At 71.2% G+C, this 15,369-nt stretch carries 14 protein-coding genes; 10 read left to right on the forward strand and 4 right to left on the reverse strand.

Annotated elements, in window-relative coordinates; all coding sequences use genetic code 11:
- Positions 1 to 212 precede the first annotated feature (212 nt).
- Positions 213 to 1,013 (forward strand): VOC family protein, encoded by an 801-nt coding sequence (locus ACZ7M2_RS34415; RefSeq protein ID WP_471598631.1) that lies wholly within the window; start codon positions 213 to 215, stop codon positions 1,011 to 1,013.
- Position 1,014: 1 nt separating this feature from the next.
- Here the strand turns inward: ACZ7M2_RS34415 and ACZ7M2_RS34420 are convergent, their stop codons facing one another.
- Entirely contained in the window at positions 1,015 to 2,010 is a 996-nt protein-coding gene (locus ACZ7M2_RS34420; protein WP_471598632.1) for a DUF5937 family protein, read from the reverse strand.
- 174 nt (positions 2,011 to 2,184) lie between these two features.
- Between ACZ7M2_RS34420 and ACZ7M2_RS34425 the strand changes: the two genes are divergently transcribed.
- Positions 2,185 to 3,408, forward strand: a complete 1,224-nt coding sequence (locus ACZ7M2_RS34425) for an MFS transporter (RefSeq protein WP_471598633.1) — start codon at positions 2,185 to 2,187, stop codon at positions 3,406 to 3,408.
- Here ACZ7M2_RS34425 and ACZ7M2_RS34430 read toward each other — a convergent pair.
- On the reverse strand, positions 3,366 to 3,602 hold the full coding sequence (locus ACZ7M2_RS34430; RefSeq protein ID WP_352052947.1) for a DUF6296 family protein: 237 nt from the start codon (positions 3,600 to 3,602) through the stop codon (positions 3,366 to 3,368). The genes ACZ7M2_RS34425 and ACZ7M2_RS34430 overlap by 43 nt on opposite strands.
- Positions 3,603 to 3,790: 188 nt before the next feature.
- On the opposite strand from ACZ7M2_RS34430, the gene ACZ7M2_RS34435 reads away from it, so the two are divergent.
- The 3 genes from ACZ7M2_RS34435 to ACZ7M2_RS34445 all read left to right on the forward strand — a co-directional run bounded on the left by ACZ7M2_RS34435 (position 3,791) and on the right by ACZ7M2_RS34445 (position 7,955).
- Positions 3,791 to 6,496, forward strand: coding sequence for a SpoIIE family protein phosphatase (locus ACZ7M2_RS34435; RefSeq protein WP_471598634.1), 2,706 nt, complete (start codon positions 3,791 to 3,793; stop codon positions 6,494 to 6,496).
- A gap of 149 nt (positions 6,497 to 6,645) precedes the next feature.
- Complete coding sequence (locus tag ACZ7M2_RS34440; RefSeq protein WP_403704752.1) at positions 6,646 to 7,104, forward strand: cyclic nucleotide-binding domain-containing protein; 459 nt, start codon at positions 6,646 to 6,648, stop codon at positions 7,102 to 7,104.
- A gap of 38 nt (positions 7,105 to 7,142) precedes the next feature.
- Positions 7,143 to 7,955, forward strand: a complete 813-nt coding sequence (locus ACZ7M2_RS34445; protein WP_471598635.1) for an N-formylglutamate amidohydrolase — start codon at positions 7,143 to 7,145, stop codon at positions 7,953 to 7,955.
- On the opposite strand, the gene ACZ7M2_RS34450 is transcribed toward ACZ7M2_RS34445, so the two are convergent.
- Entirely contained in the window at positions 7,945 to 8,514 is a 570-nt protein-coding gene (locus ACZ7M2_RS34450; RefSeq protein WP_471598636.1) for a pyridoxamine 5'-phosphate oxidase family protein, read from the reverse strand. The two genes, ACZ7M2_RS34445 and ACZ7M2_RS34450, sit on opposite strands and share 11 nt — an antisense overlap.
- Positions 8,515 to 8,652: 138 nt before the next feature.
- Here ACZ7M2_RS34450 and ACZ7M2_RS34455 point away from each other — a divergent pair, with 138 nt between their 5' ends.
- The 5 genes from ACZ7M2_RS34455 to ACZ7M2_RS34475 all read left to right on the forward strand — a co-directional run bounded on the left by ACZ7M2_RS34455 (position 8,653) and on the right by ACZ7M2_RS34475 (position 14,321).
- Positions 8,653 to 9,477 carry an amidohydrolase family protein gene (locus ACZ7M2_RS34455; protein ID WP_471598637.1) on the forward strand — a complete coding sequence of 275 codons (825 nt, stop codon included), beginning with the start codon at positions 8,653 to 8,655 and terminating at the stop codon, positions 9,475 to 9,477.
- A gap of 49 nt (positions 9,478 to 9,526) precedes the next feature.
- Complete coding sequence (locus tag ACZ7M2_RS34460; RefSeq protein WP_471598638.1) at positions 9,527 to 10,777, forward strand: DUF4032 domain-containing protein; 1,251 nt, start codon at positions 9,527 to 9,529, stop codon at positions 10,775 to 10,777.
- 75 nt (positions 10,778 to 10,852) lie between these two features.
- Positions 10,853 to 12,529, forward strand: coding sequence for an NAD(P)/FAD-dependent oxidoreductase (locus ACZ7M2_RS34465; protein WP_471598639.1), 1,677 nt, complete (start codon positions 10,853 to 10,855; stop codon positions 12,527 to 12,529).
- On the forward strand, positions 12,526 to 13,974 hold the full coding sequence (locus ACZ7M2_RS34470; RefSeq protein ID WP_471598640.1) for an ATP-binding protein: 1,449 nt from the start codon (positions 12,526 to 12,528) through the stop codon (positions 13,972 to 13,974). The genes ACZ7M2_RS34465 and ACZ7M2_RS34470 overlap by 4 nt, the downstream gene beginning before the upstream one ends.
- Complete coding sequence (locus ACZ7M2_RS34475) at positions 13,971 to 14,321, forward strand: UBP-type zinc finger domain-containing protein (protein ID WP_352052956.1); 351 nt, start codon at positions 13,971 to 13,973, stop codon at positions 14,319 to 14,321. The genes ACZ7M2_RS34470 and ACZ7M2_RS34475 overlap by 4 nt, the downstream gene beginning before the upstream one ends.
- 40 nt (positions 14,322 to 14,361) lie before the next feature.
- Here ACZ7M2_RS34475 and ACZ7M2_RS34480 read toward each other — a convergent pair whose 3' ends face one another.
- Positions 14,362 to 14,862 carry a VOC family protein gene (locus ACZ7M2_RS34480; protein ID WP_352052957.1) on the reverse strand — a complete coding sequence of 167 codons (501 nt, stop codon included), beginning with the start codon at positions 14,860 to 14,862 and terminating at the stop codon, positions 14,362 to 14,364.
- Positions 14,863 to 15,369: the final 507 nt, after the last annotated feature.

Raw genomic sequence — 15,369 nt, forward strand, 5'->3', positions numbered from 1 at the left:
TATGTCGTTTTATGGTGCGTCGGAGGCCGAGGCGGGGGATGCTGGAGCTGATGAGACAGCGGATTCGCGGGTACTCCTGAGCCGTCGGAGGCCTTCCGGTGCGGAAGGCCTCCCCGGGCTGGGCGGGTGCCGGTCGCGTGCCGTACGCCACCGACATCCCGGAGTACTCGTCTCCAGCCGCTGCCGGCCAGTGAGGTCAGGACGGTACAGCGATGAAGAGCGACGGAACACTCGACCGCGCGGTTGTCTCCAGCCACTCGGTGTTCGGAGCGCCCTGCTGGGTCAGCCTGGCCACACGCGATCTGCGGGCCGCGCAGGATTTCTACCACGCCGTGCTGGGCTGGGAGTGGCACACGGGCAGGCTGGGCAGGGACTACCGGTTCGCCCGGGCCAACGGGGTGCCGGTCGCCGGCGTCTCGGCGATGTCCGGCATCGGAGCGAGGATGGCCACGTGGACGCCGTATTTCGCGGTGGCGAGTGCGGACGAGACCGTGTCCCGCAGTCAGGAGCGCGGGGGTACGACCGCGGTGGGGCCGATCTCGTTCCCGCCGGGCCGGGCGGCCCTGCTGGCCGACCGGGACGGAGCGGTGTTCGGCATCTGGGAGGGCGAGCTGGTGGCCGGCTGGGAGGAGTGGCGCCGGGCGGCACCGGTCTTCGTACGGCTGCACACCCGTGACGCCTTCGACGCCGCGATCTTCTACGCGGAGGTCCTGGAGTGGGCGTCCCCGGCCCCCGGGTCCTGCGAGGTGCGCTACGAGGACAACGAGGTCGTCCTGCGCAGCCGGGGCGACGTCGTGGCCCGTATCCACTCCGGCGCGGTCGAGGCGGCGCCCGACCCGACGATCCGGCCGCACTGGCAGATCCACTTCACCGTCGACGACGTCGAGGCCGCCGCCCGCGCCGCCCGCGCCCACGGTGGCACGGCCCACCAGCAGGGCCTCGGCTCGACCGAGGCCATCCTGACCGACCCCGACGGAGCGCACTTCACGGTCACCTGCAAGGGCGCCCCGTAGCTCATCGGGCCCCGGCTGCCAGCGAGTCCCCCAGCGCCGTGCGCTCGTAGAGGACGTACTGCCCCTGTCGGTGCGACACCAGCAGCCCGGCCTCGCGCAGCACCGAGAGGTGGGACGAGACGGACGAGAGGGCCAGACCGTGGCGGTCCGCCAGGGTCGTGGTCGAGGCGGGACCGTCGAGACCGACGAGGACGGCGGCGCGGTGGGGTCCGAGCAGCCGGGCCAGCGCGGCGGGCGCCTCGGCCGGTGCCGCCCCGGTAGGCGGGCCGCCCGTGCCCCGGGCCGGATAGATCACCGTCGGCTGCCAGGGCCGGGCGAAGCCGCTCACCACGTCCGGCCGTACGAAGACACTGGGCATCAGCAGTACACCCCGCCCGTCGGGCCCCTGCGCCTCCTTCAGGTCGGCGTACCCGCGCAAAGTGAGGGTGTCGTCCACCCACTCGATCTCCGGGTGCAGGTCGCCGAAGAGCGCCTCGAGGCCGCCGTCCGCCAACTGCCGTGAGCGGTAGGCGATATCGGACTCCAGGAGCGCCTGGTGGCGGGGCCAGTCCGGCGCGAGCAGCGCGTGCCAGGCCCGCTCGGTGAGGTCGGCGAGGCGTCGCACGGTGCCCGCCGGGTCCTCCAACGCCGCCCGCCCGTACGCAGATGCGGCGGCGCCGGGTGTGCAGGCGAGCGAACGCGCCAGCTCCGTACGGGCCATGGCGGGGTCGGTGGCGCGCATCAGGGCCAGCTCCTCCTCGAAGGAGGCGTTCGGCGTCCGCGGCGGCGGTCCGAGGAAGTCCGGGGTGTAACCGCCCTTGCGGGGGATGAACAGCCACAGCTCCGCCAGCTCCAGGCCCGCCACGATGTCGCGCACGCGCCGCAGCCAGTCCCGGTGGAAGGCGTGCCGGTCCGGGCGCCGCAGCATGCGCAGCGCCTCGTGCGTCTGGCAGAGCGGGGACACCGCGAACCGGCAGCGCGTCAGATCGCCGGTGCCGAGGTGCAGGGTCAGCGGCAAAACAGTCTCCGACGGGTCTTCGGCCGAGCTCACGGGGTCGGGAGGGGCGATTCGGCTCCAGCCGAAAGAGTAGTGGGCCGCGCGGCGACCCCGCAGGCTGGCCCGTGGCCGCATCCGGCCGCCCGCGCCCCCCTTCAGCACCCCCTCAACACCCCTTCGCAGAAAGGCTCGTGGATGGCGAGCGTTCGTCTCACCGCCTGGCGCAGAGCCGCCGTCGTCGCCGCGCTCATGCTCGCCGCGTTCACCTTCAACACCACGGAGAATCTGCCCGTCGGACTGCTCCCGCTCATCGCGGACGACCTGCGCGTGTCGCTCTCCTCCGTCGGACTGCTGGTCACCGGGTACGGCCTGACCGTGGCCGTCGTCTCGCTGCCCGTCGCGCACCTGACCCGGTCGGTCCCTCGCCGCCAACTGCTGTCGGGCCTGCTGGGACTGCTCGTGGCGGCCAGCTGGATGTCGGCGCTGAGCGGTGTCTCGTACGGCTTCCTGCTCGCGGCACGGATCGCGACCGCGCTGGCCCAGGCGCTGTTCTGGGCGGTCATGGGTCCGGTCGCCGTGGGGCTGTTCCCGCCCGAGCGGCGCGGGCGGGTGATCGGGCTGCTGTCCGTCGGGGGCTCGCTCGCCACGGTGCTCGGGGTTCCGGCCGGTACCTGGCTGGGCGGGCACAGCGGCTGGCGGGCACCCTTCGTGGTGCTCGGCGCGCTCGGCCTCGTCGCGCTCGTCGCCGTCGCCGTCCTGCTGCCGACCTCGCGCCCGGACGAGGGGCACGCGGCGTACGGAACGACTCCCGACGTCCGCCGGTTCGCCGTGGTGCTGGCGACCACCGCGCTGTCGGTCACCGGCGCCTACGCGGGATTCACGTACGTCGTCGCCTTCCTCGACGAGGTGAGCGGATTCTCCAGGGATTCGGTCAGCGCCGTGCTGCTGGCGTTCGGGACGGCGGGCATCGCGGGCGTCTCGGCGGCAGGCCCGCTCCTCGACCGCTTCCCGCGCGCAACCCTGACGGTCCCGGTGGCGACCCAGGCGGTGGCGCTGCTCGGGCTGTACCTGGGCGGCGGGCGCAGCCAGGTGGCGGCCGTCGCCCTGCTGATGCTGCTGGGCGCCTCGGTGGGACCCGTCTTCATGGCCACGCAGAGCCAGGTCCTCCATGTCGCACCCGGGCGCACGGAACTGGCCCTGGCGGCGAACTCAGCCGCCTTCAACGTGGGCGTCGCGGCGGGTGCGCTGACCGGCGGCGCCCTGCTCCACACCGCCGGGGTGCGCGGCACGTTCCTGTTCGGCGGAGTGCTCACGCTCGGCGCCCTGGCCATACTGACCTGGCCCGCGACCGGCTCGTCGCGGGCCAGGCCGGACGGTCAGGGCAGTGGTTCGGCGGTGGGCACCATCGGCGACTGGTAGCCGCCGCTGGCCAGCATCCGCACTTCCCCCGCTGTGCTGATCTCGGCGCGGAGGATGCCGGTGGGGTCGCAGTACACCGGGTTCCCGCCCGGTCCAAGGGTGTCGGTCCGTTCGACGACCACCTCGTCGGTGATGACGCCGACGCCTGATTCCTGATGGGTGAAGATCAACCGGTAGCGGTCCGGAGTGTGCATGACGACCTCCCGTACCCGAGACAAGCCGGAGTTACATAGGCGGGCAAATCGACCCCCCTCCATGATGCGGCCAGATCAGCCCGACAGCAGCACTCGCCGAGCGGCCCGTGACACGGGCCCCGACCGGCCTCTGTCACACCATGCGCCGCCCCTCGCCTCGGGGCGCCCGGCAGTGTAGACATAGGCACATGGTCCGGCTCTTGGGTCGATCCCGGGCTCGGTCGACCCCTCGCCCAGGCGGTCCGCGCGCGGGGCGCAGACCCGCGTGGGGACCGCGGTCCGCGCTGGGCGGGCGCAGCGTCGCGGGCCAGGTGTTCGTGCTGCAAGTGGTGATCGTGCTGCTGCTGATCGTCTCCGCGGTGGTGGCGCTGGTGCTGCAGGTACGGCACGACAGCACGCAGGAGGCCCGCAATCGTTCGCTGGCCGTCGCCGAGACGTTCGCCCACGCGCCCGGCACCCGTGAGGCGCTGAGCAGCCCCCACCCCACGCTCGTGCTGCAGCCGCAGGCCGAGGCCGCCCGCAAGCAGTCCCACGTGGACTTCATCGTCGTGATGAACACCGACGGGATCCGCTACACCCACCCCAAACCGGACCGGATCGGCAAGAAGTTCGTCGGGAACACCGCCCCCGTGCTGGCCGGCCGTTCCATCACCGAGGAGATCAACGGGACCATCGGGCCGCTGGTGCAGGCCACGGTTCCCATCAAGGCGCCCGACGGCAAGGTCGTGGGCATGGTGTCGGCCGGTATCACGACCGCCAACGTGGGCGGTGTCGCGGACCGGCAGCTGCCCCTCCTGCTGGGCGCCGCGGCCGCCGCCCTCGCCCTCGCCCTCGGGGGTACGGCGCTCGTGAGCCGACGCCTGCTGCGCCAGACGCACGGCCTGGGCCCGTACGAGATGACCCGGATGTACGAGCACCACGACGCGGTGCTGCACGCCGTCCGCGAGGGGGTGATCATCGCCGGCGGCGAGGGACGGCTGCTGCTCGCCAACGACGAGGCACAACGCCTGCTCGACCTGCCCCCCGACGCCGAGGGGCGACATGTCCTGGAACTGGGCCTCGAGGCGGACACCGCCGAGCTGCTGGCCTCTGGACGGGTCGCCACGGACGAGGTGCATCTGGTCGGGGACCGGCTGCTGGCCATCAACCAGCGGCCCACGGACCTCCAGGGCGGCCCGCCCGGCAGTGTCGCCACCCTGCGCGACTCGACCGAGCTGCGCGCGCTGTCCGGCCGGGCCGAGGTGGCGCGCGAGCGCCTCAAGCTCCTGTACGACATCGGGGTGGGCGTCGGCACCAGTCTGGACGTGACCCGCACCGCCGAGACGCTGGCCGAGGTGGCCGTTCCCCGGTTCGCGGACTTCGCGACCGTGGACCTGGCGGACGCCGTACTGAACGGGGAGGAGCCGGACGGCGTCACCGAGCTGCGCCGCACCGCGTGCAGCGGTATCCGCAAGGACGCCCCGCTCTACCCGGTGGGCGAGAAGATCCGCTTCATCGCCTCCACCCCCCAGGCCCGGAGCCTGCGCACGGGCGAGGCCGTCGTCGAGCCCGACCTGGAAGAGGCCCCCGGCTGGCTCGCCCAGGACCTGGAACGCACGACGCAGGTGGTGGAGTACGGCATCCACTCGCTGATCACCGTGCCCCTGCGGGTGGGCCCGCTGGTGATGGGGGTCGTCAACTTCTGGCGCTCCCGCAAGCCCGAGCCCTTCGACGAGGAGGAGCTGGCGCTCGCCGAGGAACTGGTCGCCCGTGCCGCCGTCTCCATCGACAACGCACGCCGCTACACGCGCGAGCACACCATGGCCGTGACCCTGCAGCGCAGTCTGCTGCCGCGCAACCTGCCCGAGCAGAGCGCCCTGGACATCGCCTACCGCTATCTTCCGGCGCAGGCGGGGGTGGGCGGCGACTGGTTCGACGTACTGCCGCTGTCCGGCGCCCGGGTCGCCGTCGTCGTGGGGGATGTCGTCGGCCACGGACTGCACGCGGCGGCCACGATGGGGCGCCTGCGGACCGCCGTCCACAACTTCTCCGCCCTTGACCTGCCACCCGACGAGATCATCGGGCTCCTCGACGAGCTGGTCGGCCGCATCGACCAGGACGAGGCGGCGGCCGACAGCAGCGCCGCCATCACCGGCGCCACCTGCCTGTACGCCGTCTACGACCCGGCCTCCCGGCTCTGCACGGTCGCCCGGGCCGGCCATCCGCCCCCCGCGCTGATCCGCCCCGACGGCAGCGTGGAGTTCCCCGACGTGCCGGCCGGGCCCCCGCTGGGGCTCGGGGGACTGCCGTTCGAGACCGCCGAGCTCAAGCTGGAGGAGGGCAGCCGTCTCGTGCTCTACACGGACGGACTCGTCGAAGACAGGGAACGGGACATCGACGAGGGGCTCGAGCTGCTGCGCGCCGCCCTCACGGGGGCCGACCGGTCACCGGACGACACCTGCCAGGCGGTCCTGGACGCCCTTCTCCCGGACCGCCCGAGCGACGACATCGCCCTGATCGTCGCGGGCACCCGCGCGCTCGGCGCCGAGCACATCGCCGAATGGCAGGTGGCGTCCGAACCGGCCGCGGTGGGTGAGGTACGCGCCTCGGTCACCCGGCAGCTGGCGGAGTGGGGCCTCGACGACATGGCGTTCACCACCGAGCTGATCCTCAGCGAACTGGTCACGAACGCCATCCGCTACGGCAGTGGCACCATCCAGGTCCGCGTGCTGCGTGACCGCAGCCTGATCTGCGAGGTCTCGGACAACAGCAGCACCTCACCCCGCCTGCGGTACGCGGCCACCACGGACGAGGGCGGACGCGGCCTGTTCCTCGTCGCCCAGCTCGCCGAACGCTGGGGCACCCGCTACACCCCGGCCGGCAAGGTCATCTGGGCCGAGCAACCACTGCCCTGAGCGGCTCACAGAAGGGCGCACCGTCTCGATCCGGTCCCCCGGCGCGACGAATTCCGCGGTTGCCGGTCCAATGGAGGTGACGGGATACACCGGTACGACATGTGCCGTCGCGTCCATGGGGCCCTGCGGCGGTGCGATGGAGGTCCGCGATGCCCACTGCTCTCCGGCTGCTGCCCGCCCTCTCCCCCGACCACAGGGAACGCCTGATGTCCCTGGCCCGGGAGGTCTCCTTCCCGGCGGACGGAAAGATCTTCGAGGCAGGGGGAATCGCGGACCGCTTCTGGGTGGTCCGCTCCGGAACGGTCTCCCTGCACCAGCGGGTCGTCGGCGAACGACACATCTCCGTGGCGACGCTGGGGCCCGGCGATCTGCTCGGCTGGTCGTGGCTGTTCCCGCCGCACCACTGGGACTTCGGCGCCGAGGCGTTCAGTCCCGTACGCGCGTACGAGTTCGATGCCGCGGAGGTGCGCACGCTGTGCGAGCGGGATCCGGCTCTGGAACTGTCGCTGACCCGGACCATCGCCGCGATCCTCGCGCACCGGCTGGAGACGACCCGGGCGGCCCTGATCGAGCACTACGCGCGCCACGGCGGTGGCGGCGTGCGCTGAGGTGAGCGGTGGGGGCCGGGCTGCGATAGGAATCTCACGTGAACCAGACTCCTGACCGCAACGAGACGTCCTTCGAGCTGCTGCCCGGTGCCACCCACTCCCCCGTCATCCTGCACGTCCCGCACTCCTCGCGGCGCATTCCGGCGCCGGTGCGCGCCGGCATCGCGCTCGACGACGCCGCGCTGGAGCGGGAATTGGACCACATCACGGACGCGCACACCGCGGAGCTGGCCGCGACCGCGGCGCGAGCCGCCGAGGTCACACCATGGCGGTTCGTGAACCGGCTGTCCCGGCTGGTGGTCGATCCCGAACGCTTTCCCGACGAACGGGAGGAGATGCTGTCCGTCGGGATGGGCGCGGTCTACACCCGGACGACCCGGCGCACACCGCTGCGGCCCGCCGACGTCGACCCGCGGCCACTGATCGAGCGCTATTTCCACCCGTACGCGGCGGCCATGACCGCAGCGGTGGCCGACCGGCTCGCCGTCACCGGGCGGGCGGTGATCGTCGACGTCCACTCGTATCCGACGGCCCGGCTGCCGTACGAGCTGCACGGCGACGGTCCACGACCGCAGGTCTGTCTGGGAACCGACTCCTTCCACACGCCGCCCGAGCTGGTCACCCTCGCGGAGAAGGCGTTCGCGGGCCTGAGCGGCGTCGGGATCGACAGCCCGTTCTCCGGCGCGTACGTCCCACTGCGCTTCTACGAGAGGGAGCCACGGGTCACCGCCCTGATGGTGGAGATCCGGCGGGACACGTACATGACGGAACCGGGAGGCCCCACGGGCCCGGGGTTCTCACGACTCGCCTCCGCGCTGACGGCTCTCGTCGATGCCATGGTCAGCGGGTGAAGCGGTAACAGGTCTGGCTGAAACTCTTGCCCCTGCCGAAGACGAAGACGGTGTGGGGCGCCACCTCGAAGACCAGGGCGAGGCCCGCGTCCCCGGCTTCCTCCGTCGACGGCGGCGCAGCAGCCGCCGTAGCGGAGTCGAAGGCCCCGTTGCGCACCTCGAAGTGCCACTCCGGGCCGTACTTCGCCTCCCACGCCGCCGCCAGCTCGGCTAGCCGCTTCTCGTCGGTGATCCGGACCGCGTCGCCCTCGACCACAAGGTCGGGGCCCTCGCCGTAGGCGTTGGTGCCAGTGGTGAGAACGACGTGCGGGTTGGCGGCGAGGTTCAGCCCCTTGCGCTCCCGCGCGCCGGTGGCGAAGTGGAGCGCCCCGTTCAGCCACACCGACATCAGTGGGGTCACGTGCGGCCGGCCGTCCGGACGTACCGTCGCCAGCCAGAAGATCTCGGCCTTCTCCAGGCGGGAGGCGGCCTCGGCCCAGGGTGCGGCGGTGGCCCCGGGGGAGCTGTAGCGCGCGTCCAGATCGGTCTGCGGTTCCTGCGTCTGCGCCCGTGTCGGCATGGCGGAGTCCTCTCGGTCCTCGGTTCCTCACCATGGTTCCCGTGAAGCGCTGACTCCGCGCGCGGATCCCTCTAGGGTCGGGTCCAGGGTCGAGGTAAGCAATCGCTCAGCCACGAGCCCCGGGAAGGGTACGGGATCATGCCGGTCGTCGACGCGTGGATGCAGCACCCGACACTGCGCCACTCCAACCACGAGATGTTCGAGTCGCTGCGCCGCTGGACCGGCATGAGGCTGCTGGAGGAGCCGCTTCCGGTGCAGGCCACGGTGGCGGCGCTCGCGGCCGCCGACGTGGAGATCGGACTGTCCGCGGCCTGGTACGGGCCGCAGGGGCCCCTGATCGGCAACGACGAGGTCGCCGAGTTCGTCGCCCGGTCCGAGGGGCGGCTGCGCGGGGTCGCGGGCGTGGACCTGACCCGGCCCGTCGCGGCCGTGCGGGAGCTGCGGCGGGCCGTCCGGGAGCTGGGCTTCGTGGCCCTGAGGATCGTGCCGTGGCTGTGGCAGCTGCCGCCCACCGACCGGCTCTACTACCCGCTGTACACCACCTGCGTCGAGCTCGGCATCCCGTTCTGCACCCAGGTCGGACACACCGGGCCGCTGCGCCCCTCCGAGACGGGCCGGCCGATCCCGTACATCGACCAGGTCGCGCTGGACTTCCCCGAACTGACCATCGTCTGCGGGCACATCGGCTACCCGTGGACCACGGAGATGATCTCGGTGGCCGACAAACACGCCAACGTCCACATCGACACCAGCGCCTACACCGCCCGCCGCTACCCGACCGAACTGGTCGACTATCTGCGCGGCCGGGGGCGGCGCAAGGTCCTCTTCGGCTCCAACTACCCCATGATCACGCCGAGTCGGGCTCTGGAACACCTTCCTGACCTGCGCCTCGACGAGGAGACCACCGAGCTGTTCCTGTCGGGCAACGCCCGCCGCGTCTTCCGCCTCGGGGATCATTCGTAGATGCTGGGGCCAGGTACACGTTCGACCCCGAGGTGAGGGCAGCCCGTCGATGGCTTTGCAGATCAGCGCCACCAACCCGGAGCACCCCGCGCTCCTGCTCGAACTGCCCTGGCAACTGCCGCTGGAAGAGTGGCCGGAGCACTACCTGGTGCCGCTCCCCCGCGGCATCTCGCGGCACGTGGTGCGCTACGCGCGCGCCGGGACCGAGGTCGTGGCCGTCAAGGAGCTGGCCGAGCGGCCCGCCCTGCGCGAGTACGAGCTGCTGCGCAGCCTGGACCGGCTCTCCATCCCCGCCGTGGACCCGCTCGCCGTGGTCACCGGGCGCACCGACGGCGAGGGTGAACCGCTGGAGCCCGTCCTCATCACCCGGCACCTGGGCGGCTCGATGCCGTACCGGTCGATGTTCGAGACGACCATGCGGCCCGCCACGATGCACCGCCTGATGGACGCGCTGGCGGTGCTGCTGGTGCGGTTGCATCTGGCGGGGTTCGCGTGGGGCGACTGCTCGCTGTCGAACACGCTGTTCCGGCGTGACGCCGGAGCGTACGCGGCGTATCTCGTGGACGCCGAGACCGGGGAGCTGCACCCGCAACTGAGCAGCGGGCAACGGGAGTACGACCTCGATCTCGCCCGCGTCAACATCAGTGGGGAGCTGCTGGACCTGGAGGCGGCGGGGGCCCTGCACCCCTCCGTCGACCCGATCGAGTTCGGCATGGAGATCTGCGCGCGCTACCAGAGCCTGTGGGACGAGCTGACCCGTACGTCCGTCTACCCGGCGGGCAAGCACCACTACATCGACCGGAGGATCCGCCGCCTGAACGACCTGGGTTTCGACGTCGCCGAGATGCAGATTGCGCACTCCTCGAACGGGGACACGGTGACCTTCGTGCCGAAGGTCGTCGACGCGGGCCACCACCAGCGCCAGCTGCTGCGGCTGACCGGGCTCGACGCCGAGGAGAACCAGGCGCGCCGGCTCCTGAACGACCTGGAGAGCTGGATGGCCACCCAGGACGACTACGCGCCCGGCGATCCCCTGGCCGCCCGCCCGGAGGTCCTCGCCCACCGCTGGGTGCGGGACGTGTTCCGGCCGACCGTCCGGGCGGTGCCGCTGGACCTGCGCGGCACCATGGACCCGGCCGAGATCTACCACGAGCTCCTCGAACACCGCTGGTACCTGTCCGAGCAGGCCCAGCACGACATCGGCCTGGGCACCGCCGTGGAGGACTACGTCACCCACATCCTCCCCAAGATGCGGGAGTCCCTGCTGCCACCGGCCGAGGCCCCCGCAGAGCCCGCGTGAAGCGGTTCCAGAGCGAAGGCGGGCGTTCGTACATACGATTGAGTCCGACACTGTCCTGCTCGGGGTGGGAGACGTATGGCACAGGCCGCCGCTACAGCGCGGACCGTCATTCTGACCGTGGATGACGATCCCGGGGTGTCGCGCGCCGTGGCGCGCGACCTCAGGCGCCGCTACGGCGAATCGCACCGGATCGTGCGCGCGGAGTCCGGGGAGACCGCGCTGGACGCGCTCAAGGAGCTGAAGCTGCGGGGCGACCAGGTGGCGGTGATCCTCGCCGACTACCGGATGCCGCAGATGAACGGCATCGAGTTCCTGGAGCAGGCGCTCGACGTGTACCCCGGCGCACGCCGGGTGCTGCTGACCGCGTACGCGGACACGAACGCGGCGATCGACGCAATCAACGTGATCGATCTGGACCACTATCTGCTCAAGCCGTGGGATCCGCCGGAGGAGAAGCTCTACCCGGTCCTCGACGATCTCCTGGACGCCTGGCGGACCAGCGACTACCGGCCCGTGCCGATCTGCAAGGTGGTCGGGCACCGATGGTCGGCGCGCTCCTCGGACGTACGGGAGTTCCTGGCCCGCAACCAGGTGCCGTACCGCTGGTACTCGTCCGACACACCGGAGGGGCAACGGCTGCTGTCCGCGGCCGACCAGGACGGGGAGCGACTGCCGCTGGTGATCACGCCGGACGGTACGCCGCTGATCGAGCCCGAGGACCCGGATCTCGCGGCGCGGGTCGGCCTCGCCACGACGCCGACGTCGGAGTTCTACGACCTCGTCGTCATCGGCGGCGGTCCGGCCGGCCTCGGAGCCGCCGTGTACGGCGCGTCCGAGGGGCTGCGGACCGTGCTCGTGGAGCGCTCGGCGACCGGCGGGCAGGCCGGGCAGAGCTCGCGCATCGAGAACTACCTCGGCTTCCCGGACGGGGTGTCCGGGGGCCAGCTCACGGACCGGGCGCGGCGGCAGGCGGCGAAGTTCGGCGCCGAGATCCTCACCGCGCGCGAGGTGACCGGCCTCGAGGTCACCGGAGCGTCCCGCACCATCCGTTTCTCGGACGGCTCTGCGATCTCCGCGCACGCGGTGATCCTGGCGACCGGAGTCTCGTACCGGCAGTTGCAGGCGCCCGGCCTGGCCGACCTCACCGGGTGCGGCGTCTTCTACGGTTCGGCGCTGACCGAGGCGGCCGCCTGCCAGGGCCACGACGTGTACATCGTGGGCGGGGCGAACTCGGCCGGGCAGGCTGCCATGTACCTGTCGCGCGGCGCGAAGTCGGTCACCCTCCTCGTACGGGGAACGTCGTTGTCCGCCTCGATGTCGCACTATCTGATCCAGCAGATCGAGGAGGCGCCCAACATCACGGTGCGCACCTGCACGGTCGTCGACGCGGCGCACGGCACGGACCATCTGGAACAACTCACCCTGCGGGACGTGACGAGCGGGCACACCGAACTCGTCGACGCGCAGTGGATGTTCGTGTTCATCGGCGCGGCCCCGCTCACCGACTGGCTTGAGGGGACGGTGCTGCGGGACGGGCGTGGATTCATCCCGGCGGGTCCTGACATGACCATCGACGGGCAGCCGCCCAAGGGCTGGGAGCTGGACCGGCCGCCGTACCACCTGGAGACCAATATTCCCGGCGTGTTCGTTGCCGGGGACGCGCGTGCCGAGTCCGCGAAGCGGGTCGCTTCCGCGGTCGGAGAGGGAGCCATGGCCGTCATGCTCGTCCACCGTTATCTGGAGCAGTCATGAGCGGGCGGCTGATGCCGTGCGACATGGCGGAACTGAGCACGCTGTTCCTGTTCGAGAAGCTGGACGCGGACCAGCTGGGCCGGCTGTGCCGGGAAGGCCGGGTGGAGGAGTTCGACCCGGGTCCCGTCTACACCGAGGGTGATCCGGCCACCTGCTTCTTCGTGCTCCTCGAGGGCACCCTGGTGATGTCACGCCGGGTCGGGGGTGACGACGTGGAGACCACCCGCAGCTCCCAGCGCGGGGTGTACGCGGGGGCCACCCAGGCCTATGTGAGCAAGCCGGACCAGGCGCGCTACCGGGGCTCCCTCCGCGTCACCGTGCCCTCCCGGTTCTTCATCCTGCCCGCCGAGACCTTCTCCTCGATCATGCGGGACTGGTTCCCCATGGCCGTACACCTGCTGGAAGGGCTGTTCTACGGCACCCAGAACACCCAGCGGGCCATCGGACAGCGCGAGCGGCTGCTGGCGCTCGGTTCGCTGTCGGCCGGGCTGACGCACGAGCTCAACAATCCGGCCGCGGCGGCGGTCCGGGCCACCTCCGCGCTGCGGGAGCGGGTCGCGAAGATGCGGCAGAAGCTCGGCGCGATCGCCGCGGGCCCCTACAAGCGGGACACTCTGGAAGTCCTGGTCGAGATCCAGGAGCGCACCGCCGAGCAGGTCGCCAAGGCCACGCCCCTGAGCCCGCTGGAAGCCTCCGACCGGGAGGACGCGCTCGCCGACTGGCTGGACGACCACAACATCGCGGGCGGCTGGCAGCTCGCGCCGACGTTCGTGCAGGCGGGGCTCGACACGGACTGGCTGGACCAGGTCGCGGCGGCCGTGAACGAGGAGACGCTCCAGGGCGCGGTCCACTGGCTGAACTACACCGTGGAGACCGAGCTCCTCATGAACGAGATCGAGGACTCCACGACCCGTATCACGCACCTGGTGGACGCGGCCAAGCAGTACTCGCAGCTCGACCGCGCGCCGTATCAGGTCGTCGACGTCCACGAACTGCTGGGCAGCACGCTGATGATGCTCTCTGGGAAGATCGGCTCCGGCGTCAAGGTCGTGAAGGAGTTCGACCGTACACTGCCCAAGATCCCGGCGTATCCGAGCGAGTTGAACCAGGTATGGACGAACCTCGTCGACAACGCCGTCTCGGCGATGGGCGGCGAGGGGACCCTGACCGTGCGCACCGCACTCGACCACGACGACCTGCTCGTCGAGTTCCGCGACACCGGTCCCGGGGTACCGCCCGAGATCCGCGACCGCATCTTCGACCCGTTCTTCACCACCAAGCCGGTGGGTGAGGGGACAGGACTCGGTCTGGACATCTCATGGCGGATCGTCGTCAACAAGCACCACGGGAGTCTTCAGGTGCAGTCCGTCCCGGGCGACACCCGTTTCCAGGTACGCCTTCCCCTGACCGCCGCGGACACCGAAACACCTGAGGAGTCCTCATGAGCCTGCCCGCCGGAATCGATCCGAACGTCCCGCCGAGCGGTCCGGGGTGCGGGGACTGCGACGCCGCCGGCGGCTGGTGGTTCCACCTGCGCCGCTGTGCGCAGTGCGGCCACATCGGCTGCTGCGACGACTCGCCGGCCAAGCACGCCACCGCGCACGCGCGGAGCACCGGCCATCCCATCATCCGCAGTTTCGAACCCGGTGAGGCCTGGTTCTGGAACTTCGACACGTCCGAGCTGTACGAGTCCGGCCCGGACCTCGCTCCCCCGCTGAGCCACCCCGAGGACCAGCCGACACCGGGTCCCGCGGGGCGGGTGCCGGCGAACTGGGCGAGCTCGCTGGGCTGACCTGCCGCCCGTGCTCCCGGCTCCGTGCCTTCGGCGGACGTCAGCGCACTGAGTGGCCGTACATCTCGCCCAAGGGCTCGGCGAGGAGTTCGACGCGGGCGCCGTCGGGGTCGCGGAAGTAGAGCGAAGTGCCGCTCTCCTCCTCGTAGTCGACCCCGGCGGCGTCGAGCCGTTCGCGCAGCCGCTGCCAGGTGGTGGGGTCGACGGAGATGGCCAGGTGGTGCAGCCCACCGAGCACCTCGGCGTAGGGGCCGAGGTCGAGGCCGGGGAAGTCGAAAAAGGCCAGCAGGTTGCCGTTGCCGACGTCGAAGAAGAAGTGGGTGGAACCCTTGTAGTCGCGGTTCTCGATCACCTCGGTGAGCGGGAACTCCAGGATGCCCTGGTAGAAGCGGACGGTCCGCTCGACGTCGGCGGAGAGCAGCGCCACGTGGTGCACTCCGCGTGCGGAACTCGCCGGCCGGTCCGAGGCCAGATGCGTGTCGCGGATGCGCGTGCGCTCCGCCTCGATCGCCGCGAGGTCCAGGGGCTCCTGCACACTCATGGGAAACTCCGTCCGCCATTCAACCACTTTGTCCTCACTCTAGACCTCGCGACCCCACGTGTGCCACCGGTCGGTGGCGGCCACGGTGCCCTCGATCGGCCGCCCCCGGGGCGCCGAAGCCCCACCGGCCATCACCACCACGGCCGAGAGCATGTGGGCGCAGACGCCGCATCAACGCAGACGCGTCATTAGAGCGACCATCCCGGTCCCGGCCGACCGAGTCCGCAACCGGCTCAAGCGGCACCGCGCGGTCGCTACGACGTACGACAGACTCGCCGACCCGCCGTCCGCTACGAGGCGACCGTACTGGTCGCAGCCCTCAACAACTGGCTGTGACGAGCACTTTCGCAACAGACCCTTCTCACTGTGCTCCTCGCGACGAGCGCGGGCGCGAGTCCTGCCGTGGCTGACGCTGAGGTTGAAAGGGTGGGGTGACAGTCGGCGTTGGCGGTGCTACATCCTCGTCATGAGGTACGCGGATAGCGGTGGTCTGACCGCCGTGGGGCG

Source organism: Streptomyces sp. NPDC111507 (genome assembly GCF_055638955.1).

Coding starts and splice junctions, on each gene's coding strand:
- ACZ7M2_RS34470 (WP_471598640.1), top strand. CDS start 12,526: ATGAGCGGGCGGCTGATGCCGTGCGACATGGCGGAACTGAGCACGCTG.
- ACZ7M2_RS34425 (WP_471598633.1), top strand. CDS start 2,185: ATGGCGAGCGTTCGTCTCACCGCCTGGCGCAGAGCCGCCGTCGTCGCC.
- ACZ7M2_RS34460 (WP_471598638.1), top strand. CDS start 9,527: ATGGCTTTGCAGATCAGCGCCACCAACCCGGAGCACCCCGCGCTCCTG.
- ACZ7M2_RS34455 (WP_471598637.1), top strand. CDS start 8,653: ATGCCGGTCGTCGACGCGTGGATGCAGCACCCGACACTGCGCCACTCC.
- ACZ7M2_RS34435 (WP_471598634.1), top strand. CDS start 3,791: ATGGTCCGGCTCTTGGGTCGATCCCGGGCTCGGTCGACCCCTCGCCCA.
- ACZ7M2_RS34430 (WP_352052947.1), bottom strand. CDS start 3,602: ATGCACACTCCGGACCGCTACCGGTTGATCTTCACCCATCAGGAATCA.
- ACZ7M2_RS34415 (WP_471598631.1), top strand. CDS start 213: ATGAAGAGCGACGGAACACTCGACCGCGCGGTTGTCTCCAGCCACTCG.
- ACZ7M2_RS34440 (WP_403704752.1), top strand. CDS start 6,646: ATGCCCACTGCTCTCCGGCTGCTGCCCGCCCTCTCCCCCGACCACAGG.
- ACZ7M2_RS34465 (WP_471598639.1), top strand. CDS start 10,853: ATGGCACAGGCCGCCGCTACAGCGCGGACCGTCATTCTGACCGTGGAT.
- ACZ7M2_RS34480 (WP_352052957.1), bottom strand. CDS start 14,862: ATGAGTGTGCAGGAGCCCCTGGACCTCGCGGCGATCGAGGCGGAGCGC.
- ACZ7M2_RS34475 (WP_352052956.1), top strand. CDS start 13,971: ATGAGCCTGCCCGCCGGAATCGATCCGAACGTCCCGCCGAGCGGTCCG.
- ACZ7M2_RS34450 (WP_471598636.1), bottom strand. CDS start 8,514: ATGCCGACACGGGCGCAGACGCAGGAACCGCAGACCGATCTGGACGCG.